The sequence below is a fragment of the Ancylobacter sonchi genome (assembly GCF_018390695.1).
GTDB classification, from domain to species: domain Bacteria; phylum Pseudomonadota; class Alphaproteobacteria; order Rhizobiales; family Xanthobacteraceae; genus Ancylobacter; species Ancylobacter sonchi.
Window position 1 is genome coordinate 634,417 of record NZ_JAHBGF010000020.1, and the last position, 20,542, is coordinate 654,958.

At 67.8% G+C, this 20,542-nt stretch carries 18 protein-coding genes and 1 pseudogene; 10 read left to right on the forward strand and 9 right to left on the reverse strand.

The window, feature by feature from the left end; genetic code table 11:
• Positions 1-17: 17 nt before the first annotated feature.
• The 5 genes from KHC28_RS13570 to KHC28_RS13590 are packed head-to-tail and all read right to left on the reverse strand — an operon-like array spanning position 18 to position 5,456.
• Positions 18-1,133: an LLM class flavin-dependent oxidoreductase gene (locus KHC28_RS13570; RefSeq protein ID WP_214008870.1), complete on the reverse strand. Its 1,116-nt coding sequence runs from the start codon at positions 1,131-1,133 to the stop codon at positions 18-20.
• Entirely contained in the window at positions 1,130-2,365 is a 1,236-nt protein-coding gene (locus tag KHC28_RS13575; protein ID WP_214008871.1) for an acyl-CoA dehydrogenase family protein, read from the reverse strand. Before KHC28_RS13575 ends, KHC28_RS13570 begins: the two co-directional genes overlap by 4 nt.
• Entirely contained in the window at positions 2,358-3,881 is a 1,524-nt protein-coding gene (locus KHC28_RS13580) for a tripartite tricarboxylate transporter permease (RefSeq protein WP_214008872.1), read from the reverse strand. Before KHC28_RS13580 ends, KHC28_RS13575 begins: the two co-directional genes overlap by 8 nt.
• Positions 3,881-4,429 (reverse strand): tripartite tricarboxylate transporter TctB family protein, encoded by a 549-nt coding sequence (locus KHC28_RS13585; protein ID WP_214008873.1) that lies wholly within the window; start codon positions 4,427-4,429, stop codon positions 3,881-3,883. Before KHC28_RS13585 ends, KHC28_RS13580 begins: the two co-directional genes overlap by 1 nt.
• Positions 4,410-5,456, reverse strand: a complete 1,047-nt coding sequence (locus KHC28_RS13590; RefSeq protein ID WP_214008874.1) for a Bug family tripartite tricarboxylate transporter substrate binding protein — start codon at positions 5,454-5,456, stop codon at positions 4,410-4,412. The genes KHC28_RS13585 and KHC28_RS13590 overlap by 20 nt, the downstream gene beginning before the upstream one ends.
• A gap of 142 nt (positions 5,457-5,598) precedes the next feature.
• Here KHC28_RS13590 and KHC28_RS13595 point away from each other — a divergent pair, with 142 nt between their 5' ends.
• Positions 5,599-6,498 (forward strand): LysR substrate-binding domain-containing protein, encoded by a 900-nt coding sequence (locus KHC28_RS13595; RefSeq protein WP_214008875.1) that lies wholly within the window; start codon positions 5,599-5,601, stop codon positions 6,496-6,498.
• A gap of 73 nt (positions 6,499-6,571) precedes the next feature.
• Here KHC28_RS13595 and KHC28_RS13600 read toward each other — a convergent pair whose 3' ends face one another.
• From KHC28_RS13600 to KHC28_RS13610, 3 genes are read right to left on the reverse strand one after another with little or no spacing between them, the layout of a single operon-like run.
• Positions 6,572-7,321 (reverse strand): SDR family NAD(P)-dependent oxidoreductase, encoded by a 750-nt coding sequence (locus KHC28_RS13600; protein ID WP_214008876.1) that lies wholly within the window; start codon positions 7,319-7,321, stop codon positions 6,572-6,574.
• A gap of 21 nt (positions 7,322-7,342) precedes the next feature.
• On the reverse strand, positions 7,343-8,071 hold the full coding sequence (locus KHC28_RS13605; RefSeq protein ID WP_214009047.1) for a maleate cis-trans isomerase family protein: 729 nt from the start codon (positions 8,069-8,071) through the stop codon (positions 7,343-7,345).
• 38 nt (positions 8,072-8,109) lie between these two features.
• Positions 8,110-9,612, reverse strand: coding sequence for an amidohydrolase family protein (locus tag KHC28_RS13610; protein WP_246564745.1), 1,503 nt, complete (start codon positions 9,610-9,612; stop codon positions 8,110-8,112).
• Positions 9,613-9,848: 236 nt separating this feature from the next.
• Between KHC28_RS13610 and KHC28_RS13615 the strand changes: the two genes are divergently transcribed.
• The 7 genes from KHC28_RS13615 to KHC28_RS13645 all read left to right on the forward strand — a co-directional run bounded on the left by KHC28_RS13615 (position 9,849) and on the right by KHC28_RS13645 (position 15,589).
• A complete protein-coding gene (locus KHC28_RS13615) occupies positions 9,849-10,535 on the forward strand; it encodes a GntR family transcriptional regulator (protein ID WP_214008877.1) in 687 nt (228 codons plus the stop codon).
• A gap of 175 nt (positions 10,536-10,710) precedes the next feature.
• The gene (locus KHC28_RS13620) at positions 10,711-11,739 is read left to right on the forward strand and encodes a D-2-hydroxyacid dehydrogenase (protein WP_214008878.1); all 1,029 of its coding nucleotides are present in this window, start codon (positions 10,711-10,713) and stop codon (positions 11,737-11,739) included.
• A gap of 129 nt (positions 11,740-11,868) precedes the next feature.
• Complete coding sequence (locus KHC28_RS13625; RefSeq protein ID WP_214008879.1) at positions 11,869-12,708, forward strand: transporter substrate-binding domain-containing protein; 840 nt, start codon at positions 11,869-11,871, stop codon at positions 12,706-12,708.
• Positions 12,709-12,831: 123 nt separating this feature from the next.
• Positions 12,832-13,479: an amino acid ABC transporter permease gene (locus tag KHC28_RS13630; RefSeq protein ID WP_214008880.1), complete on the forward strand. Its 648-nt coding sequence runs from the start codon at positions 12,832-12,834 to the stop codon at positions 13,477-13,479.
• Positions 13,476-14,132 carry an amino acid ABC transporter permease gene (locus KHC28_RS13635; RefSeq protein WP_214008881.1) on the forward strand — a complete coding sequence of 219 codons (657 nt, stop codon included), beginning with the start codon at positions 13,476-13,478 and terminating at the stop codon, positions 14,130-14,132. Before KHC28_RS13630 ends, KHC28_RS13635 begins: the two co-directional genes overlap by 4 nt.
• Positions 14,132-14,932 (forward strand): amino acid ABC transporter ATP-binding protein, encoded by an 801-nt coding sequence (locus KHC28_RS13640; RefSeq protein ID WP_246564747.1) that lies wholly within the window; start codon positions 14,132-14,134, stop codon positions 14,930-14,932. The genes KHC28_RS13635 and KHC28_RS13640 overlap by 1 nt, the downstream gene beginning before the upstream one ends.
• An 18-nt stretch (positions 14,933-14,950) precedes the next feature.
• Complete coding sequence (locus KHC28_RS13645) at positions 14,951-15,589, forward strand: DUF1989 domain-containing protein (RefSeq protein WP_214008882.1); 639 nt, start codon at positions 14,951-14,953, stop codon at positions 15,587-15,589.
• Between the two features lie 59 nt (positions 15,590-15,648).
• Here the strand turns inward: KHC28_RS13645 and KHC28_RS13650 are convergent.
• Positions 15,649-16,469, reverse strand: a pseudogene (locus tag KHC28_RS13650) (ABC transporter ATP-binding protein).
• A 169-nt stretch (positions 16,470-16,638) separates the two neighbouring features.
• Between KHC28_RS13650 and acnA the strand changes: the two are divergent.
• Both acnA and KHC28_RS13660 read left to right on the forward strand, forming a co-directional pair.
• Entirely contained in the window at positions 16,639-19,317 is a 2,679-nt protein-coding gene (gene acnA / locus KHC28_RS13655; protein ID WP_214008883.1) for an aconitate hydratase AcnA, read from the forward strand.
• The gene (locus KHC28_RS13660; RefSeq protein WP_214008884.1) at positions 19,307-20,506 is read left to right on the forward strand and encodes a 2-methylaconitate cis-trans isomerase PrpF family protein; all 1,200 of its coding nucleotides are present in this window, start codon (positions 19,307-19,309) and stop codon (positions 20,504-20,506) included. Before acnA ends, KHC28_RS13660 begins: the two co-directional genes overlap by 11 nt.
• The last annotated feature ends 36 nt before the right edge of the window (positions 20,507-20,542 follow it).

The window sequence follows — 20,542 nt, forward strand, 5'->3', positions numbered from 1 at the left end:
GGCGGTGAAAAGGGGGATCAGGCGGCGGCGCGGGTGTCGCGTTCGGCGACCAGCGCGCGGATGCGCGGCAGCAGCTCGCGGCCATACTGGATGGCGTCGACCAGCGGGTCGAAGCCGCGAATGAGGAAGCGCCGCACGCCGAGGTCGTAGTAGTCGAGGAGCGCATCGGCGACCTGGTCGGGCGTGCCGACCAGCGCGGTGGTGTTGCCCTGCGCGGCGGTGAGCCAGGCGATGCCGGTCCACAGGCATTTGTCGAGCCGCGGCCCCTTCGCCGCCGCCGCCAGCAGCCGGCGCGAGCCTTCGTTCGGAGGTGCCTCGCCGGTCGCGCGCTTGCGGCGGATATTGTGCGGCGACTGCTGGTTGCCGCCGGTATTCCGCAGCGCGGTGGCGCGGGCGAGGATGTCCTCCGCCTTGGCCCAGGCCTTTTCCTCGGTATCGGCGAGAACCACGCGCAGCGAGACCGAGAAGCCGGGCGAGCGGCCATGCGGCGCGGCGGCGGCGCGCACCCGGCCGATCAGCTCGGCGACCTGCTCCAGCGTCTCGCCATAGAGGGCGTAGACATCGGCATGGCGGCCGGCGATCTCGATCGCCGCCGGCGAGGCGCCGCCGAAGAAGATCGGGATGCCCGCCGGGTTCACCGGCTTCACGTCGCCGAAGCCGCCGCGCACCTTGTAGTAGCGGCCGTCGAAGTCGAAGGGCTCGGGGCTGGTCCATTCACGGCGCAGCACATCGATATATTCGCCGGTACGGGCATAGCGCTCGTCCTTGGTGAGGTGATCGCCATCCTGCGCCAGTTCGGAATCGTTGCCGCCGGTGATGATGTGGGTGACGATGCGCCCGCGCGAGAACTGGTCGAGCGTGGCGAGCTGGCGTGCCGCCAGTGTCGGGGCGGTGAAGCCGGGGCGATGGGCGATCATCAGCTTGAGCCGCTCGGTGACGCCAGCCACATGCTGGCCGATCAGGATGCTTTCGGCCGAGTTCGAGTTGAAGGCGACCAGCGCGCGGTCGAAACCGACATATTCATGCGCCTTGGCCACCGCCTCGATATGGTCGATGTCGAGCGCCGGCCCGGCGCGGCGCATGGTCTCCGACGAATTGAAATGGCCGACATAGCCGATCAGTTCGACACTCATGACGATGTCTCCGATGAAGGTGAGGCGAGCGCCGCCGACAGGGCGGTTTTGCCGGCGGCGACGAGCGCGGCATCCTCCTGCGGCGTGTGGATGCGCCCGCACAGGACGTTGCGGTGGTGGCGCTCGAGCGGGTTGGCGCGACTGATGCCGTGATTGGCGGATAGCCGCAGTGCGATGTCGACGGCGGCGATGGCGTTCTCGGTGACGGTGAGCTTGGCGAGGCCGGCGGCTTCCGGCGTCGGCAGGTGGCCCTCGTCGACGGCGCGGGCGAGCCCCTGCGACAGCACCTCGTTGACCTGCAACAGGCGCTCGATCCGCCCCATCTCCTCCTGCACGCGCGGCAGGGTGGCCAGCGGCGCGCCGAGGCCGGTGGGCACCCGTTCGTTCAGGAAGCCGGCTACCCAGTCGCGGGCGGCGCGGGCGATGCCGTCATAGACGGCGCCGAGCAGCACGCCGTGCCAGGCGGCTTGCAGGGGTTCCTTGCCGGCCCATTCCTCTGGCCGGCGCAGATCGGCAGCGTAGCGCGCCGGCACGGCGACCGCATCGAACACCACGTCGTGGCTGCCGCTGGCGCGCATGCCGAGCGCGTTCCAGGTCGGCTCGATGGCGATGCCGGGGCTGGACGCCGGCACGGCGAAGCGGCCGACGCGCACCTCCGGCTCGTCGGTGCGGGCCCAGACGATCATCCAGCCGAGCACGCTGGAGCCGGTCGAATAGATCTTGCGTCCGGTGATCGCCCAGCCGGTGGCGGTGCGCCGCGCGAGCGTCGCCGGCAGGCCGCCACGGGTCGGCGAGCCGAGCTCCGGCTCGACCCGCAGCGAGTTGATCATGCCGCCGGTGCGCACGGAATTCGTCAGCACCTCCGCGACCAGCGCCGGATCCCAGCGGCCCTGCGGCAGGGTGGCGAGGTTGAGATACTGCATGAACAGGATCAGCGCCGTGGAGGGCTCGCCCTGCGCGAGGACGCGGATCACCTCCACCGCCTCGGCAAGCCCGGCACCGGCGCCGCCATGGACGGGAGACGCGGTGAGCCCGCTCAGCCCCGCGGCGTGCAGCGCGGCGAAGTTTGCCCGTGGCACCTCGGCGGTCGCATCGTGATGCGCCGCAGTCCGCGTGAATTGCGCGGCCAGCTTGCGCGCCCGGGCGAGCGCCGTGTCGGGTCGGGTGAGCCGCGACGGAGGAGACAGCGGCGCGTCAGACAGCAGTGCGTCAGACAGCAGTGCGTCAGACATCGGCCGCTTCCTCGACGAACACCCGCCCGCCGCGCGCCTTGAGCAGGCTCGGCACCACCAGAGCCGCCCCGAGCGCGAGCACGCTGAGCACCAGGAACAGGATGGCGAGGCCGCTCGACACGAAGATCGAGAGATCGCCGCCGGAAATGGTCATCGACTGGCGGAACGACTGCTCCATCATCCCGCCCAGCACCAGGGCGAGCACCAGCGGCGCGGTCGGCACGTCGAGCTTGCGGAAGGCATAGCCGAGCAGCCCGAAGCCGAAGACGATGTAGAGGTCGAACACGCTGCCGTTCACCGCGTAGACACCGATGGAGGCGATGGCGATGACCAGCGGGAACAGGATGCCGGTCGGGATGCGCAGCAGCTGCACGAACAGGAAGATCAGCGGCAGGTTCATCACGAACAGCACGACATTGCCGACATACATGCTGTTGACGAGGCCCCAGAACACTTCCGGATGCTGGTTGATCAGCAGCGGTCCGGGCTGGATGCCGAGGATGACGAAGGCGCCGAGCAGCACGGCGGTCGCGCCCGAGCCGGGCAGGCCGAGCGCCAGCAGCGGCACCATCGAGCCGGCGGCGGAGGAGTTGTTGGCCGCCTCCGGCCCGGCGACGCCCTCGATCATGCCGGTGCCGAACTTCGCCTTGTCCTTCGAGAGTGCCCGTTCCAGGCTGTAGGACAGCATGGTGGAGACGGTGGCGCCGCCGCCGGGCAGCACGCCCTTGACGAAGCCGATGGCGGTGCCTCGGATGATCGGGCCGACGGAGCGGCGCCATTCCTCGCGGGTGAGCCACAGCCGGCCCTTGATGCCGATCAGCTGCGCCGGATTGCGGAAATGGTCCTCCAGGCTGACGAACACCTCGGAGAGCGCGAACAGCCCCACCGCCGCCAGGATGAAGTCGACGCCGTCGAGCAGTTGCGGGAAGCCGCCGGTGAAGCGCGGCATGCCGCTCTGCAGGTCGATGCCGATGGTGGCGATGACGAGGCCGATGAGCATGGACAAAAGCCCGCGCGCCACCGTCCGGCCGCCCAGCGAGGCGGCCGACAGCATCGAGAACACCATCAGGGTGAAATATTCCGGCGGGCCGAATTGCAGCGCGAACTGCGCCAGCGGTCGCGACAGCGCGCTCAGCAGCACGATGCCGACCGTGCCGGCGATGAAGGAGCCGATGGCGGATACCGCCAGCGCCGCGCCGGCCCGGCCGTTGCGCGCCATCTGGTAGCCGTCGAGCGTCGTCATGACCGAGGAGGCTTCGCCCGGCGTGTTGAGCAGGATCGAGGTCGCCGAGCCGCCATACATGGCGCCGTAATAGATCGCCGCGATCATCATCAGCGCGCTGGTCGGGTCCATGCCGAACACGATCGGGATCAGCAGCGCCATGCCGGCGGAGGGGCCGAGGCCGGGCAGGATGCCGACCACGGTGCCGAGCAGGCAGCCGACGACGATGTAGCCGAGATTGTGCGGCTGCAGAGCGACCGTGAGGCCGTGCAGGAAAAGATCGGCGCCGTCCATCAGCGGAATCCGAACAGGGTGCCGGCCGGCAGGAAGACGTCCAGCAGGTTGTTGAACAGATAGAAGCTCGCTACCGCGAAGATGGGCGCGACGGTGAGGGTGGTCCGCAGCCGCCGTCCGTCGAACACGTAGATCAGGCCGGCCAGGAACAGGCCGGTGGCGAGCATGTAGCCCAGCGGTCCGAAGGCGAGATAATAGGCCAGCGTCCAGCCCATCACCCCGGCGGCGATGCGGTAGCGCGGGTCGGCGAGATCGAAGCCGGCGCCGGCGACCGCCGGTTCGTCGCGGAACAGCACCAGCCCCTCGACCAGCAGCCCGGCGGCGCAGATGAGCAGACCCGCGCCGATCAGGTAGGGAAAGGCGCGCGGCCCCACCGGATCGACCAGTTGCGGGGTCGGCAGCGCGGCGGTGGCGCGGATATAGCCGATGGCGAAGATCGCGGTGACGGCGGACAAAGCGAGGCTGATCCTGGCCTGCGCCCCGAGCCGGCGGAACAGCGGCACCGTCGGCACGCCCAGCGCCACGGCGCTATTGCTGCTTGGCGACATCGAGGCCGAGCCCGCCATAGATGTCGGCATAGCGCTTGTTCTCATTCTCGAAGAACTTCGCCGTGTCGGCACTGTTGAGGTAGCGCGGATTGAGGTCGCTCTTCTTCACTTCCTCCTCCCATGCCGGCGTCTTGACGAGGGCCGCGAAGGTGTCGTCCCAGAACTTCACCTGCTCCGGCGTCAGGCCCTTGGGCGCGACGATGGCGCGCCAGGCGTAGATGACGGAATCGATGCCGTATTCCTTCCAGGTCGGCACATCCGACAGGAAGCCGCCGGCGCGCTCGCGGCTGGCGACGGCGATGGGGCGCAGGTCGCCCGACTGCACGAAGGGCAGCACCGGCTGCGGCGAGGACACCACCACGTCGATGCGCCCGCCGAGGGCGGCGGTGATCGCCTCGGCATTACCGTTGGAGAAATTCACCGTCTTCAGCTTGCCGCCCTTGATGTCGACGCCCACGCCCTTGGCCAGCGCCAGGGTGGCGATGTGCTGCACGGTGCCGAGGCCGGTGGCGGTGGAGAACACCACCGAGGACGGATCCTGCTTCAGCCGGTCGATCAGGTCCTGCGCGGTCTTGATGCTGGACTTCGACGGCACCGAGAACACCACCGTCTCGTCATAGAGCAGGGCGATCGGGGTGAAGTCCTTGTAGGTGATCGGGCTGCGGCCGAGCAGGTTGTTGGTGATCAGCGGCGTGTTGACCAGCTGGATGGTCTCGCCCGAGCCGACCTGGCTCGCCGTATAGGTGAGCGCCAGCGCGTGTCCGCCGCCCGGCTTGTTCACCACGACGCTGGAGGGCGGAATGGTGCCGTCCTTGATCAGCCAGTCGAGGATGAGGCGGGCATTGCGGTTCAGCCCTTCGCTGGCGGAAACACCGAGCACGATCTCCACCCGCTTCTCCGGCTTCCAACCCTCGGCGGCGGCCGGCACCGCCGAGAACGTCGCCAGGGGCGCCGTCAGCACGCCAGCGGCAGCCATAAGGCCCATCGCCTGCCGGCCGATCCCCTTCAACGGATTGCGAATGAACATGAAACCTCGCTTGTGGCCGTATCGCCACTAATTATCTATCGATTTACAAGAATATTGATCCTATCCATTTTGGCAAATTGATTCTGCGACCAGACACTTTTATAAAATTGATGAATCATTGAAGCAGTCCGCATCGGAGCCGATGAAACCCCGTCCTTTGGCAGAGCAGCGCCCTGCGGCTCGCGGCAATCTCGACATGGATCTGGTGCGTACCTTCGTCACCGGGGTGCGGCTCGGCAGCTTCGCGCGCGCGGCCGAGCGGGTGGGGCGCAGCCAGTCGGCGGTGAGCCTGCAAATGCGCCGGCTGGAGCAGCAACTGGGAGTGCGGCTGTTCCATCGCGAAGGGCGCGGGCTCGGGCTGAGCGACGGTGGACGCACCTTCTTTGCCTATGCCGAGCGCCTGCTCGACCTGAACGACGAGGCGCTGGAGGCGCTGTCGCCGCGCGAGGAGGCCGGCGAGGTGCGGCTCGGCATTCCGCCCGATCTCGCCGAGACCTGGCTGCCGCAAATGCTGGGGCGGTTCAGCCGCTCGCATCCCGGCGTGGCCATGGAGGCGCGCGTCGATCGCAATTCCGCGCTGCTCGACGACATTGCCGGCGGCCGTCTCGACATCGCGCTGGTCTGGGATCGCAATCCGCCCGCTGCCGAGGCGCCCGGGGAGTTCGTCGCCGAGCTGCCGATTCTCTGGATCGGCCCGGACGGCTCCTCCCAGCCGGAAGAGGGCGCGGTGCCGCTGGTGGTGATGGGCGAGCCCTGCCTGTTCCGCGCGCATGCGCTGGCGCGGCTGGCGGAGAGCGGCCGGGACTGGCGCATCACCTTCACCAGTTCGAGCCTCGCCGGCCTGTGGGCGGCGACATCGGCCAGGCTCGGACTGACCATACGCACGCCTTTCGGCCTGCCCAGGGGGCTGGCGCCACTCGCTCACCCGGACCTGCCGCCGCTCGGCACGGTATGCCTGCGTGCCTGCCTCGCCGAGGCGCCTTCGCCAGCGGTGAAACGCTTCGCCGCCATTCTGACCCAGACCATTCGCGAAGCGCTTTAGCGCCCGTGCGAATGACCCCATCCACGATGGACCAGCTTTCGAGCTGCTGCCCGCCCGCAGACCGCCGGGCCGCTCACGGCATCACGGTGCCGCAGTTGGGATCGAGGATCTGGCCGGTGAAGGCATCGCCATCGTTGGAGGCGAGAAACACCACCGAGCGGCCGACATCGCGCGGATGGCCCCAGCGCTTGAGCGGGATCTTCTCGCGTACCGCGTCGGTGTATTCCGGCCCGGCGCGGAAGCGGCCGGTGGCGGTCGGCCCCGGCGCCACGCAATTGACGGTGATCTCGGGGGCCAGCGCGAGGGCGAGCGACTTCGACATCGCGATCACCCCCGCCTTGGCCGCCGCATAATGCGGTAGATGCGGATCGCCGATATAGGCCTGCTCGGAGGCGATGTTGACGATGCGCCCGCCGCCGCGCGCCCGGAGATGGGGGATCGCTGCCTGCGCGAGGAAGAACGGGCCACGCAGGTTCAGGTTCAGCATCTCGTCGTAATCCGCCTCGGAGATGTCGAGCAGCGGCTTGTGGCGCGAATAGCCGGCATTGTTCACCAGGAGGTCGAGGCCGCCCAGCGCCGACACCGCCTCTTCCATGAGACGCCGGCAATCGGCGACCACCGAGACGTCGCCCGCCACCGGAAAGGCACGCCGGCCCATCCGCTCGATCTCGTCGACGACCTCGAGGCTTTCCTCCGGCCGGTTGAAGTCGGCAACGGCGATATCGGCACCTTCCTCCGCGAGGCAGATGGCGATTGCCCGACCAATGCTCTCGCGGCGTCCGGCGCCGGTCACCAGCGCGAGCTTTCCCTCAAGCCGTCCCATCGATCCGTCCTCCAGAGTGTCTTACGGCGCCGTCCCGCCGATCGTCGCCGGCTTCAGGGCGAAGGGACCGCCCCAGCGGCTCAGTCCGGCGGGGTCCCGGCCCGCCAGCATGAGGCATTTCCACAAAGTGACCGAGATGGAATCCAGAACGGCGATGCCGAGTTCGCGCTCCAGCGCCGGCGCGATCGCCGAGCCCTTCAGATTGGTGCAGACGATGGCGACGGCATCGCAGCCTTCCCGCGCCACCTCGCGCGCCATGTGGGCGATCTCGTCCTCGCCGACCTCGCCAAAGGCGAAATTGTCGCTGAGGCCGAGATGGCGCTCCGCCGTGACGGCAAAGCCGGCCGCTTCCCAATTCGCCTGGATGCGGTCCTGCACGTCGCTACTGTAGGGCGTGACCAGCCCGATGCGGCGGAAACCGCCGAGGCGGAACAGGTCGCGGAAGGCGAGTACCGCCGTGCAGGCCTCGATGCCGGTGCGCTCCCGGATCGCGGCGCACAGCGCTTCGTCGCGCTCGAAGCCGAGCCAGGCGGCGGAGGTGCCGTTCCAGCCGATGACGTCGACCTTGGCGTCGGCCAGCAGATCGGCGGCGGCGAGAATGCCCTCGGGGGCGAACTGGCCGAGGGCGGCCGGCGACAGTCCGATCTCGGTGACGCGAAAGCGTGAGAAATGCGCGCTCGCATTGTCGAGGTCGGCGAGCATGGCCGAGGTCAGCGGCTCAAGCACGGTGTTGGACGACGGGGTCAGCATGCCGAGCCGTGCGACGGCGCCGAGGGGAAGAAATGTTGTCACGACAGTCTCGCTGGGAAGGTCGAAGCATCGATCGGATGGCAGGCGCAGCGCGCCCGGATGCGCCGGAGGGCGGGCTCCATGCGGGCCACCTCGGCCTCGGCACGGTCATAGAATGGCGCGAGCGAACGGAACTCCTCCCGCGCCTCGGCGAGCAGGGCCGGCTCGTCGAGGCGGGTCAGCCCTCCCCCACGCATGACGATGGTGCCGTCGACCACGACCATGTCGATGGACTGGCCGCGCTCGGCGTGAACCAGTTGCCGGAGCAGGTCGTTGGCCGGGGTGAAGCCGACGCCGTCGAGACGGTACAGGACGAGGTCCGCCGTGGCGCCGACCTTGATGGTCCCGAGATCCTCGCTGCGGCCGAGCGCGACGGCTCCGCCACGTGTCGCCGCCCGCCAGGCCTCCTCGGCACCGACCCAGTCCTCAGGCTCCTCGCCGCGCAAGCTGTGCAGTGTGGTGGCCAGTCCGACCGAATTGAGCATGTTGGCGGTATCGGTCGAGGCACAGCCGTCGGTGGCGAGGCTGACATTGACGCCGGCATCGAGGAGAGCCCGCAGGGGGGCGATGCCGGAACCGAGGCGCAGATTGCTCCACGGATTGTGCTGGACGGTGGCGCCGCTGCGCGCGATCAGCTCGATATCGCGCGGCGTCAGCCATACGCAGTGGATCAGCGTCGTCTTCGGCCGCAGCAGGCCGATGCGGTCGAGATACTCGACATAGGTGCAGCCGTGCTCCAGCTGTGCGGTGACCACCTGCAGCCGGGTCTCCTGCACGTGGATGATCAGCGGCAGGTCGTGGCGGTCGGCGAGGTCGCGGCAGCGCCGCAGGAAGGTTTCCGAGCAGCGCTGCGGCGCCGAGGGTGCGACGACGAAGCCGACGCGGGAGCGTGCCGGATGCCGCTCTGCCGCCAGTTGCTCGGCCAGCGCGAGCAGGTCCTCGCCGGAGGCGCGCGGCGCGGCGCGCAGCTCGTCGAGCAGGGCGGGCTCGAATTCCTCCCGCACGAAGGGCAGCGCCTCGAAGAAGGGCTTGTCCATCATGCTCAACCCGACGAGGGCGCGGATGCCTATATCCTCGTAAGCCTGGTGAACCGCCGCGAGATGCTCGCGGTTCAAGGCCGCCCCGAGATTGAGGTCGTCGACGAGGGTGGTCGCGCCCGACCGCAACGTCTCGATGGCGCCGATCAGCGTGCGCAGATAGACCTGCCGCGCGGTGAGCGGGATGGGCTGCGGCGGTCGCACGAAATTCATCCACAGTTCCAGCGGCAGGTTGCGGAAGCGCCCCTTCTGGAAGTGCTCGTGCGAATGGACGTGGCCATTGATCATGCCGGGGGCGAGCAGCCCACCGCCACCGTCCACGCGGTTGCCGCCATAGCGGCCGGGATCCAGGCTGCCGGCTGGTCCGATGGCGGTGATACGCCCGGCTTCCACGGCGAGGTCGGCCGGCTCACCGGCGCCGCTATCCCCGAGAATCCGGCAGTTCTGGATGAGAAACGGGTTCAATCGCGGCCACCTGCTGTCCCCAAGAGGCTTAGCTCCGAGGCGTCGCAACTGTCAATATTGAATGCAATCCATATATGTTGAATTCATATGCATGATATTGAATTTTGTTCAAAAATCATGCACGCAAAATCAATAGCATGGAGGCAAATGGCGGGAGTGGTAGACGAAACAATGGTAGCATGTATTTTCCTGCCAGAGATTCGAGCAGCCCTTCACCTTCAGAGGTAACTTCGTCGATGGCCACGCTTCTGAACCGCCGGGATCCGGGACAGGGGAGCGCTTCCGAACGCTCTCCGCTCCATGATGATGTCGTTGATCAGCTGCGGCAGATGATCATCCGTTGCGAACTCGTTCCGGGCGAGAGGTTTACCGAGCAGAAGCTGGTCGAGAAGTTCGGCGTTTCGCGCACGCCGCTGCGCGAAGCCTTGAAGATCCTGGCGTCCGAGGGGCTGGTGGAGATGCGCCCGCACCGGGGCAGCTCGGTGTCGCCCATTTCCCTCGAGGAGATATCCGAGACCTTCGCCGTGCTCGGGACTCTCGAGGAAATGGCCGGTCCCTTGGTCTGCGATCGGGTCTCGAATGTCGATATCGCAAGGCTCGAGCGCATTAAGGACGAGATGAGCAGCAAGCGCGACGCGACCGATCGCAACAGCTATTTCGAGCTCAACGTCGCCTTCCATCAGTCGATGATCGCGCTCAGCGGCAATGCGGTGCTGTCCGCTACCTACAACCAGCTGTTCGGCAAGCTGCAGCGCGCCCGCTACCTGGTGAACGACGACCAGAACCGCTGGAGCGAGTCCGCGCGCGAGCACTCCTGGATCATGGAAGCGCTGCGCCAGCGCGACGGCGCCGAACTCTCCAAGCGGTTGAGGGAACACAATTCCCGCACCGCGCAGGCCGTGCTCGACAAGCTGCGCGGCTGACCCGCCGCGCCGGATCGGGCGGTGCTGGCATCCTCCTTGCTGAGAAGGGCAGGGCCCAGAGGCGGCGCGCCGGTCGCGTCCGTCCGTGGCTTCCCGCCTGCATCGCCCTGCCTTTTCGGGGCATGCCCCCGAATTCGGTGACGCGAGCGCCCGTTGCCCGCGCGAAGGACGATCCATGTCTCAGCCCATGTCCCGGCCGATGTCCCACCCGACGTCTAAGCCCTTGCATCTGCATATCGATAACCGATCCGCGCTCGGCCCGGTCTTCCAGGCGACGCCCGAGCGCGTCGAGGCGGCACTGGCCAAGCGCCCGGACCTGCGGGAGCAGCTGAACATCACCATCGGGACGGACGGGGCGGAGTTCGCGCGTGCCATGCAGACGGCCGACATCCTGTTCGGCTGGCAGTTCGACCGCGAGCTGATCGCACGCGGGGAGGCGCCCCGGCTGCGCTGGGTCCACGCCCATGGCGCCGGCATCAACCATTTGCTGCCGCTCGACTGGCTGCCCAAGCGCGCCGTGCTGACCAACAGCCGCGGCATCCACGCCGAAAAGGCCGACGAATACACGGTCATGGCGCTGCTGATGCTCAACAACCGCCTGCCGGAAAGCGCCACCCACCAGCGCGCCGCGCACTGGCAGCAGGTGTTTTCCTCCTCCATCGTCGGCAAGACCGTGCTGATCATCGGTGTCGGCCATATCGGTGCCGGCGCGGCGCGCTGGGCCAAGCGCTTCGGCCTCCATGTGGTCGGCATCCGCCGCAGCGGCCGGGGGCATCCGCACGTCCACGAGATGCACACGCCCGACGCGCTGCATGCCCTGCTGCCGCGGGCGGATTTCGTGCTGGTGACCGCGCCGCACACCGACGAGACCACCCACCTGATCGGTGCACCGGAACTGGCACTGATGAAGGATGGTGCGGGGCTGGTGAACTACAGCCGCGCGAATCTCGTCGACTATGACGCGCTGCGCGCCGAGCTGGAGGCGGCGCGGCTGAGCGCCGTGCTCGACGTCTTCGATCCCGAGCCGCTGCCGGCCTCCTCGCCGCTCTGGCAGACGCCCAACCTGATCATGACGCCGCATTGTTCGTCCGATGATACCGAGCTCTACACGCCGAAGACGCTGGATCTCGTGCTGCGCAATGTGGAGCGCCTCATCGCCGGCAAGCCGTTGCTGAACAAGGTCAATCCCGCCCGTCAGTATTGACGGACCGCCCCGGGGAGGCGCGCGAATTTAATTCAGCGCCTTCCGTTTGGGGACAAGGCACACCTCTTGCATTCATTTTCAACTGACGCAGGCGGCCCTGTCCAACCCCGCCCGCTGGAGGATATACGGATGACAGGTTTCAAGCTTCTGGCTCGTCGGTGGGTGCTCGCGGCGCTGGCGTTGACGGCCGCCGGAACGGTGGTCGGCACGCCCGCTCGTGCCGCCACGCTGGAGGAGATCAAGGCCCGAGGCTACATGGTCGTGGCCACCGAGGACGACTACAAGCCCTTCGAGTTCCTCGAGGACGGCAAGCCGACTGGCTTCGACAACGAGCTGCTGGTCGAGCTGCGCAAGTTCGTTCCCTTCGAGATCCGCCAGGAGATCATTCCGTGGTCGGGCATTCTCGCCGGCGTCGCCAGCGGCAAGTACGACATGGCGCTGACCGCGGTGATCATCACCAAGCCGCGCATGGAAACGCTCGCCTTCACCACGCCGATCGCCGACGCGACGCATTTCTACGTCAAGCGCAAGGACGACACCTCGATCAAGGAGATCAAGGACCTCGCCGGCAAGAAGGTCGGCGTGCAGACCGGCAGCGCCCAGCTCGACAAGCTGCCCGAGCTCCAGGTCATGCTCGACAAGACCGGCGGCAAGCTCGGCGAAGTGGTCCAGTACGGCTCCTATCCCGAGGCCTATCAGGATCTCGCCCTCGGGCGCCTCGACTATGTGGTGAACACCATCATCAACCTGCGCTCGCTGGTGAAGGACAAGCCGGAGGTGTTCGAGCTCGGCCAGGCGGTTTCCGGCCGCACCGTGCCGGCCTGGGCGATCAAGAAGGGCAACACCGAGCTCGTCGAGCTGATCAACGCCTTCCTCGCCGAGCAGAAGAAGAACGGCAACCTCGCCAAGCTGCAGGAGAAATGGTTCGGCCAGTCCTTCCCGGACCTGCCGGTGCACTTCGAGCCCTGATGCTGCCCGCCGGCCGCTCGGCGCGGCCGGCGACCTAGCGTTCCCTTTGCCGGCCGCCTCAAGCGGCCGGCGGCCTGATGTCTCCCTTGCCAGCCGCCTCGCGCGGTCGGCGGATGGCCGCTCATGACATTAAACGCCTTCCTCTCGCTGCTGAACGGCGCCGGCGTGACGATCTCGGTCTCCCTGGCCGGGATCGCGCTGGGCGTGCCGTTCGGCCTGGCGCTGGCGCTCTTGCGCTGGCAGCGCGTGCCGCTGCTGGCGCCGCTCGCCACCGTCTATGTCAGCCTGCTGCGCTCGACGCCGGCGGTGACGCTGTGCCTGCTGATCTTCTTCGCGCTGCCGGTCATCGGCATCGAGATCGACGCGCTGAGCGCGGCGGTGGCGACGCTCGCCCTCAACACCGCGGCGTTCAATTGCGAGATCTGGCGCTCCGGGCTGATGAATTTCTCGCGCGACCAGATCGAGGCGGCGCGCACCTTCGGCATGAGCGGCCCGCTCACTTTCCGGCGCATCATCTTCCCCCAGCTCTGGCGCACCTGCCTGCCCAGCCTCGTCAACGAGATGACGCTGCTCATCAAGTCGAGCACCGCCATCGCGGTGATCGGCGTGGCGGAGATCACCCGCGCCGCCATCCGCATCGGCGCGCAGACCTATGATCCGCTGCCGCCCATGCTGGTGGCGACCGGCATCTACATCGTGCTGGTTCTGGTCTTCGTCGGTCTCCAGCGCTTCACCGAGCGCGTCTACGGGCACGCGGGAGGCGCGGCATGATCCGGGACTTCTCCCTCATCTGGCAGAGCGCCGACCGGCTGCTCGACGGCCTGATCAACACCGTCCTGCTCAGCCTCGTCGGCGCCGTGCTCGCGCTGGCGCTCGGGGCGCTGCTGGCGATCCCGCTGATGGCGTCCAACCCGGTGCTGCGCCTGGTCAGCCGCGGCTTCGTCGACCTGATGCGCTGCGTGCCGTTCCTGATGCTGACCTATCTCGTCTATTACGGCCTGCCGCGACTGGGGCTGCGCTTCGACAACTGGACGGCCGGCCTCGTCGCCATCGTCGTCTACAACACCGCCTACATGGCCGAGATCATTCGCGGCATCTGGAGCCGGCTGGAGCGCGAGACCATCGAGGCGGCGGTCGCCTTCGGCTTCCATGGCTGGCGACTGGTCTCGCGCATCATCCTGCCGCAGATCGTGCTCGCCGCCGGGCCGATGATCGGCAACCAGCTGATCCAGATCATCAAGGACACCGCCTTCCTGACGATCATCGCGGTGCCCGAGCTGACCCACGCCGCCAACAGCATCCAGGCGCAATATTTCATTCCCTTCGCGACCTTCATCACCGCGGTGCTGCTGTACTGGGCGCTGTGCATGCTGGTGGAGGTCGGGGTCTATGCCGTCGAACGTATCGCGGAGAAGCGACGCTGATGACTGACACTGCTTCCGAAAGCCGCGACGCCCCGGTGCTCGCTCCGGTGCTGGAGATCAGCGGGCTCACCAAGACCTTCGACGACAAGGTGGTGCTCGACGGCGTCTCGCTGACCGTCGCGCGCGGGCAGACCGTCTGCCTCTTGGGGCCGAGCGGCTCGGGCAAGTCGACGCTGCTGCGCTGCGTGAACTGGCTGGAGAAGCCCGACCAGGGCACCGTGCTGCTCTGCGGCGAGCGCATCGGCATGCGTCCGGGCGGCGTGGTGCCGATGGGCAATGCCGAGCTCGCCAAACTGCGCATGCGCATGGGCACGGTGTTCCAGCACTTCAATCTCTGGCCGCACCTGACGGTGTTGCAGAACATCATCGAGGCGCCGGTCCATGTGCAGAAGCGGCGGCGTGAGGAGGTGATCGCCGAGGCCGAGGCGCTGTTGGAGAATGTCGGCCTCGCCGACAAGCGCGACGCCTTTCCCAGCCGGCTGTCGGGCGGACAGAAGCAGCGCGTCGGCATCGCCCGTGCGCTGGCGATGAAGCCCGAGCTGCTGCTGTTCGACGAGCCGACCTCCGCGCTCGACCCGGAGCTGGTGGGCGAGGTGGTGGCGGTGATGAAGAGCCTGTCGCAGGCCGGCAGCACCATGCTCGTGGTCACCCATGAGATGGGCTTCGCCCGCGAGACCGCCGACAAGGTTGTGCTGATGGATGGCGGCCGCGTCGTCGAGGAGGGCGGGCCGGAGGAGTTCTTCGGCAATCCGCGCACCGAGCGCGCGCGCCAGTTCCTGCAGCGCTATGTGAGCGCCTGACGGCTTCAGGAGGATCGAATGAACGAGACGACGACGCCCGCCGCGACCGCACTCGACGGCGTGGTCTACGATCATGTGGTGCCGGCGCGCCAGCCATGGAGCCGTGTGGTCCGGGCGGGGGAGATCCTGCGGATCATCGACCTCGAAGGCCAGCAGGCGGTGGACTTCCTCTGCTACAACGCCGCCGATCCCGGCGACCGCTACAGCTCGATGAACACCATCAAGGTGCAGGGCAACTCCTATGTCGGCAAGGGGACTGTGCTCTACAGCGACGCCGGCGTGGCGCTGTTCACCGTGACCGAGGACACGCTCGGGCGGCACGACACCGTCTATGGCTGTTGCAGCATCCCCAACAACTTCCTGCGCTACGGCGTGAAGACGACTGAGAGTTGCTACTCGAACTTCCTGAGCGAGTTGGCGACGCATGGCATGGACCGCAGCGCCATCGTCTCCAACGTCAATTTCTTCATGCAGGTGCCGATCCGCGACGACGGCAGTGCCGGCGTCGCGGCCGACGTGTCCCCGCCGGGCGGCTTCGTCGATCTGAGGGCGGAGGTCGACGTGCTGGCGGTGATCTCGAACTGCCCGCAGATGCACAATCCCTGCAACGCCTACAACCCGACGCCGATCCGCGTCATCGTCCGCACGGTGGCCTGACGTTTGACCGCCGCGACCGGCGCGACAATCCGGCGCCGGCGGCGGGCGAGGGGAGGTCGCTAGCCACCTCGTCCGCCGCCGCCCGCCAATGACCAGCCGCCGGTTCGGCCGGGAATGACGAGCGGGCTGCCGGACACGGGATCGGCGATGATGACCGCCGGCAGCCCCCGAACACCTCCTCGACGAGCTGCGGCGTGACGACCGCCCCGGGCGCTCACTCGGCGACGATGGCGCCCTGCTTCATGACCAAGAGATGCGTCGCGTAGCGGCAGGCATGATTGAGGTCGTGCAGCACGGCGATGATGGTGCGGCCCTCGGCGTTGAGGCCGGCGAGCAGATCGAGCAGCTCGATCTGGTGGGCGATGTCGAGGAAGGTGGTCGGCTCGTCCAGCAGCAGGATCGGGGTTTGCTGCGCCAGCACCATGGCGATCCATATTCTCTGGCGCTGGCCGCCGGACAATTCGTCGACCAGACGGCCGGACAGCTCGGTGATGCGGGTTGCCCGCATCGCCGCTGCCACCGCCTCCTCGTCCGCCTCCGACCATTGCCGGAAGAAGGACTGATGCGGGTAGCGGCCGCGCGCCACCAGATCGGCAACCCTGATGCCGTCCGGCGCGAGGGAGCTTTGCGGCAGCAGACCGAGACGGCGGGCCACCTCCTTCGCCGCCAGATCGGCGATGTCGCCGCCGTCGAGCACCACCTGGCCGTCCGCCGGGATCAGCAGACGCGACAGGGCGCGCAGCAGGGTCGACTTGCCGCAGGCGTTCGGGCCGACGATCACGGTGAACGAGCCGTCGGGGATCGAGAGGGAGAGATCGCTGGCAATGGTTCGCCGGTCATAGCGAAGCGTGACGCGGTCGGCGTGCAGCCGATCATCCATTGGGCCGGCACTCATGTTCGCTCCGCCCGCAAAAGCCGCGGTCGCTGGATCTGACACAACAGTGTCGACATATGTCGGCCTAATGTCGTCTAATTCGCTTTTAAATAGAAAAAGTGTCGACAAAAAATCTGCGTGCCGTATGTATGGGGCAACATGCGGAGGTGCGGACATGACATTGGATCTAGATGCCCGGCGAAATTTCGGCTCGCATGGCCAGCTATTCTCCTGTCACGCGCTTTCCGTGCTCGAGGAGAGGTACGGCTTCGCGCTGGAGACGCGCCCCTACTGCCTGAGGGTGCTGCTGGAGAACGTGCTGCGGAATGTCGGCGTCAACGACATCGGCGAGGAGGACGTTCGCCGTCTGGTCGCCTGGTCGCCGGCGGCCGATCAGATCATCCCGGTGCCGTTCCATCCGGCGCGTGTGCTCATGCAGGATTACACGGGCATTCCGACCCTGGTGGATCTCGCCGCGATGCGCGATGCCATGGTTGCGCGCGGCCGGGATGCCGGGGACGTCAATCCGCAGATCCCGGTGGACCTCGTCATCGACCATTCGCTGATCGTCGACGAGGCCGGCCATGCGGGCGCGATGAGCCTCAATCTCGTTCATGAGTTCCGCCGCAACTCCGAGCGCTACCAACTCGCCAAGTGGGCGCAATCCGCTTTCGAGGGCATCCGCGTCGTTCCGCCCGGCAAGGGCATCCTGCATCAGGTGAACATCGAGCACATCGCCACGCTGGTGCGGACGCAGCGACAGGCCGACGGCACGCTGCTGGCCTATCCCGACACGATGGTCGGCACCGACAGCCACAGCACGATGGTCAACGGCATCGGCGTGCTGGGCTGGGGCGTCGGCGGCATCGAGGCCGAGGCGGCCATGCTCGGCCTGCCGCTGGTGGTGCCGCTCGGGCGCATCGTCGGCGTGCGGCTGACCGGCATGGTGCGCGAGGGCGTGACGGCGACGGATATCGTGCTCACCCTGACGCAGCGCCTACGGGCGGTCGGCGTGGTCGACGCCTTCGTCGAGTTCTACGGCCCCTCCGCGGGCCGGCTGAGCGTCGCCGACCGCGCGACGCTCGCCAACATGTCACCCGAGTTCGGCTCGACCTGCGGCTTCTTCCCCATCGACCGCGCGACCATCGATTATCTCGAGCTGACGGGCCGGTCGCCCGATCACGTGCGGCTGGTCGAAGCCTATGCGAAGCAGCAGAATCTCTGGCGCGACGACGCGGCCCCCGAACCCGAATACAGCCGCGTGGTCGAGTTCGACCTCGGTGCGGTGGAGCCGAGCGTGGCCGGTCCGCGCCGCCCACAGGATCGCGTGGCGCTGCCGCAGGTGGCGGACAATTTCCGCTCGCAGATGAAGTCCGAACCCAAGGGCGTCGGCGACGGCGTCGACAACGGCTCCGTCGTGCTGGCGGCGATCACCAGCTGCACCAATACGTCCAATCCGGCGGTGATGATCGGTGCCGGACTGCTGGCGCGCAAGGCGGTCCAGCGCGGCCTGACCTCGAAGCCGTGGGTCAAGACCTCGCTGACGCCGGGGTCGCGCGTCGTCAGCGGCTATCTCGAGGCGACCGGGCTTCAGACGGATCTCGACCGCCTCGGCTTCCAGGTGGCCGGCTATGGCTGCGCGACCTGTGGCGGCAATTCCGGCCAGCTCGACCCGAAGATCGAGGAAGAGATCGTCTCCCGGCAGGCCGTGGCGGTCGCGGTGCTGTCGGGCAACCGCAATTTCGAGGCGCGCATCCACCCGCTCGCCAAGGCGAACTACCTGATGTCGCCGCCGCTGGTCATCGCCTACGCGATTGCCGGCACCGTCGATATCGACCTGACGAACGACCCTGTCGGGACGGACCCGGACGGACGCCCGGTCTTCCTGAAGGACATCTGGCCGAGCTCGCAGGAGATCCTGGACCTGCTGTCGCAGGCGGTGACGCCGGAGCTGTTCCGCAAATACTACGCGGACCTGTTCACCGGCGATGCGGTGTGGAACGCGCTGGAAGCCTCGCGCGGCCAGCTTTTCCCCTGGCAGCCGGCCAGCACCTATATCCGCCGCCCGCCCTATTTCGACGACTATAGTGATCGGCCGGACGCGGTTTCGACCATCGAGGGCGCCCGCCCGCTGCTGCTGCTGGGCGACAGCATCACCACCGACCACATCTCGCCGGTCGGCGATATCGCGGCGTCTTCCCCGGCGGGGCTGCTGCTGTCGAGCCATCAGGTGACGCAGCGCGACTTCAACGCCTATGGCTCGCGCCGCGCCAATCACGAGGTGATGGTGCGCGGCACCTTCGCCAATATTCGCCTGCGCAACGAGATGGTGCCCGGCGTGGAAGGTGGCGTCACGCGGCACGTTCCGAGCGGCGATGTCCTCCCGATCTTCGATGCAGCCATCCGCTATGCCGACGACGGCGTACCGCTGGTGATCGTCGCCGGCCGTGAATATGGCTGCGGCTCCTCCCGTGACTGGGCGGCGAAAGGCACGCGGCTGCTCGGCGTGCGGGCGGTGATGGCGGAGAGCTTCGAACGCATCCACCGCTCGAACCTCATCGCCATGGGCGTGCTGCCTCTCCAGTTCCCCGACGGCGTCACCCGCGCCACGCTCGGGCTCGACGGGTCGGAGCGCATCGATCTTGAAGGGTTCGATGCCTGGACGACGCCCGGCGAGACGCTGACGGCGCGCATCACCCGCGCGGACGGCTCGGTGCAGACGGTCGAGATGCGAGGACGGCTCGATACCGCGAACGAACTCAAGGTGTGGCGCGCCGGAGGTATCCTGCCCTTCGTCTTCCGCCGCCTGCTGGAAAACGGCGCCCAATCGGAAGGACGAGCCGATGTCGCATGAGCTGACGCCGCAGATCGCCATACCTGCCGTCTATATGCGTGGCGGCACCAGCCGGGCCATTATCTTCCATGCGGCGGACCTTCCCGTGGATCCGGCGGCGCGCGACGCGATCATTCTCGCCGCGATCGGCAGTCCCGATCCGAACCGGCGCCAGCTGGACGGACTGGGCGGGGCGATCTCCTCGCTCTCCAAGATCGCCATCGTCGGTCCTTCGAGCCGGCCGGACGCGGATGTCGACTACACTTTCGGGCAGGTGGCCATCGACGCCCCGCTGGTGGGGTACAAGGGCAATTGCGGCAACATCTCCTCGGCGATCGGGCCGTTCGCGCTCGATGAGGGGTTGGTCGCGGCTGATGGCGACAGCGCGACGGTGCGCATCCACAACACCAATACCGGCAAGGTCATCGTCGCGCGGTTCCCGGTGAGCGGTGGCCGGGCGGCGGTGGAGGGCGACTTCGAGCTGCAGGGCGTCGCCGGCAAGGGCGCGCCGATCCGCATGTCGTTCCTCGAACCCGGCGGCGCCGCGACCGGCCGCCTGCTGCCGACCGGACGGGCGCAGGACGAACTCGCCGTCGAGGGGATCGGCACCGTGACGGTCTCGCTGGTCGATGCCGCCAACCCGGCCGTGTTCGTGGACGCCCGCTCGCTCGGCATGACCGGCCTCGAATTGCCGGACGAGATCGAGGCGCGGCCCGGGCTTCTTGCAAAGCTGGAGGCGATCCGCGTCGCCGCCGCCGTGGCCATGGGCATCGCGGCGACCGAGGAGGAGGCGCGGACCCGCATCCGCAACCTGCCGCTGGTGGGCATCCTCGCCGCGCCTGTCGATGCCCCGACGCTCAGCGGGAAGACGCTGCCCGCGTCATCGTTCCACATTCTGGCGCGCATGATCTCGGCCGGCCAGCCGCACAAGGCTTCGCCGCTGACCGGCGCCATGTGCCTCGCCATCGCCATGCGGCTGCCGGGGACGATCGCCGCCGAACTCGCGCATCTTCCATCCGATCCCGACGCGGATCTCGTCGTCGCGCACCCGTCCGGCCTGCTGCCGGTCGCCGCGCGCCTGAGCCGTGAGGGCGAGCCGCATGCCGACGAGGCCGTGGTCTACCGCACGGCCCGGCGGCTGATGCAGGGCAGCGTCCTGGTGCCGCGCAGGGTGCTGGAGAGCGCGGAAAATGTGTCGACAAAAATCTGAGGCCCCGGCAGGCTCCGCCGCATCATGCGAGGAAGG

Excerpts from the sequence above, each read along its gene's own strand:
- KHC28_RS13600 (WP_214008876.1), bottom strand. The coding sequence starts at position 7,321 with ATGGGACGGCTTGAGGGAAAGCTCGCGCTGGTGACCGGCGCCGGACGC.
- KHC28_RS13590 (WP_214008874.1), bottom strand. The coding sequence starts at position 5,456 with ATGTTCATTCGCAATCCGTTGAAGGGGATCGGCCGGCAGGCGATGGGC.
- KHC28_RS13595 (WP_214008875.1), top strand. The coding sequence starts at position 5,599 with ATGAAACCCCGTCCTTTGGCAGAGCAGCGCCCTGCGGCTCGCGGCAAT.
- KHC28_RS13660 (WP_214008884.1), top strand. The coding sequence starts at position 19,307 with ATGTCGCATGAGCTGACGCCGCAGATCGCCATACCTGCCGTCTATATG.
- KHC28_RS13640 (WP_246564747.1), top strand. The coding sequence starts at position 14,132 with ATGACTGACACTGCTTCCGAAAGCCGCGACGCCCCGGTGCTCGCTCCG.
- acnA (WP_214008883.1), top strand. The coding sequence starts at position 16,639 with ATGACATTGGATCTAGATGCCCGGCGAAATTTCGGCTCGCATGGCCAG.
- KHC28_RS13620 (WP_214008878.1), top strand. The coding sequence starts at position 10,711 with ATGTCTCAGCCCATGTCCCGGCCGATGTCCCACCCGACGTCTAAGCCC.
- KHC28_RS13575 (WP_214008871.1), bottom strand. The coding sequence starts at position 2,365 with ATGTCTGACGCACTGCTGTCTGACGCACTGCTGTCTGACGCGCCGCTG.
- KHC28_RS13615 (WP_214008877.1), top strand. The coding sequence starts at position 9,849 with ATGGCCACGCTTCTGAACCGCCGGGATCCGGGACAGGGGAGCGCTTCC.
- KHC28_RS13630 (WP_214008880.1), top strand. The coding sequence starts at position 12,832 with ATGACATTAAACGCCTTCCTCTCGCTGCTGAACGGCGCCGGCGTGACG.
- KHC28_RS13585 (WP_214008873.1), bottom strand. The coding sequence starts at position 4,429 with ATGTCGCCAAGCAGCAATAGCGCCGTGGCGCTGGGCGTGCCGACGGTG.
- KHC28_RS13570 (WP_214008870.1), bottom strand. The coding sequence starts at position 1,133 with ATGAGTGTCGAACTGATCGGCTATGTCGGCCATTTCAATTCGTCGGAG.
- KHC28_RS13645 (WP_214008882.1), top strand. The coding sequence starts at position 14,951 with ATGAACGAGACGACGACGCCCGCCGCGACCGCACTCGACGGCGTGGTC.
- KHC28_RS13605 (WP_214009047.1), bottom strand. The coding sequence starts at position 8,071 with ATGCTGACCCCGTCGTCCAACACCGTGCTTGAGCCGCTGACCTCGGCC.
- KHC28_RS13625 (WP_214008879.1), top strand. The coding sequence starts at position 11,869 with ATGACAGGTTTCAAGCTTCTGGCTCGTCGGTGGGTGCTCGCGGCGCTG.
- KHC28_RS13635 (WP_214008881.1), top strand. The coding sequence starts at position 13,476 with ATGATCCGGGACTTCTCCCTCATCTGGCAGAGCGCCGACCGGCTGCTC.
- KHC28_RS13580 (WP_214008872.1), bottom strand. The coding sequence starts at position 3,881 with ATGGACGGCGCCGATCTTTTCCTGCACGGCCTCACGGTCGCTCTGCAG.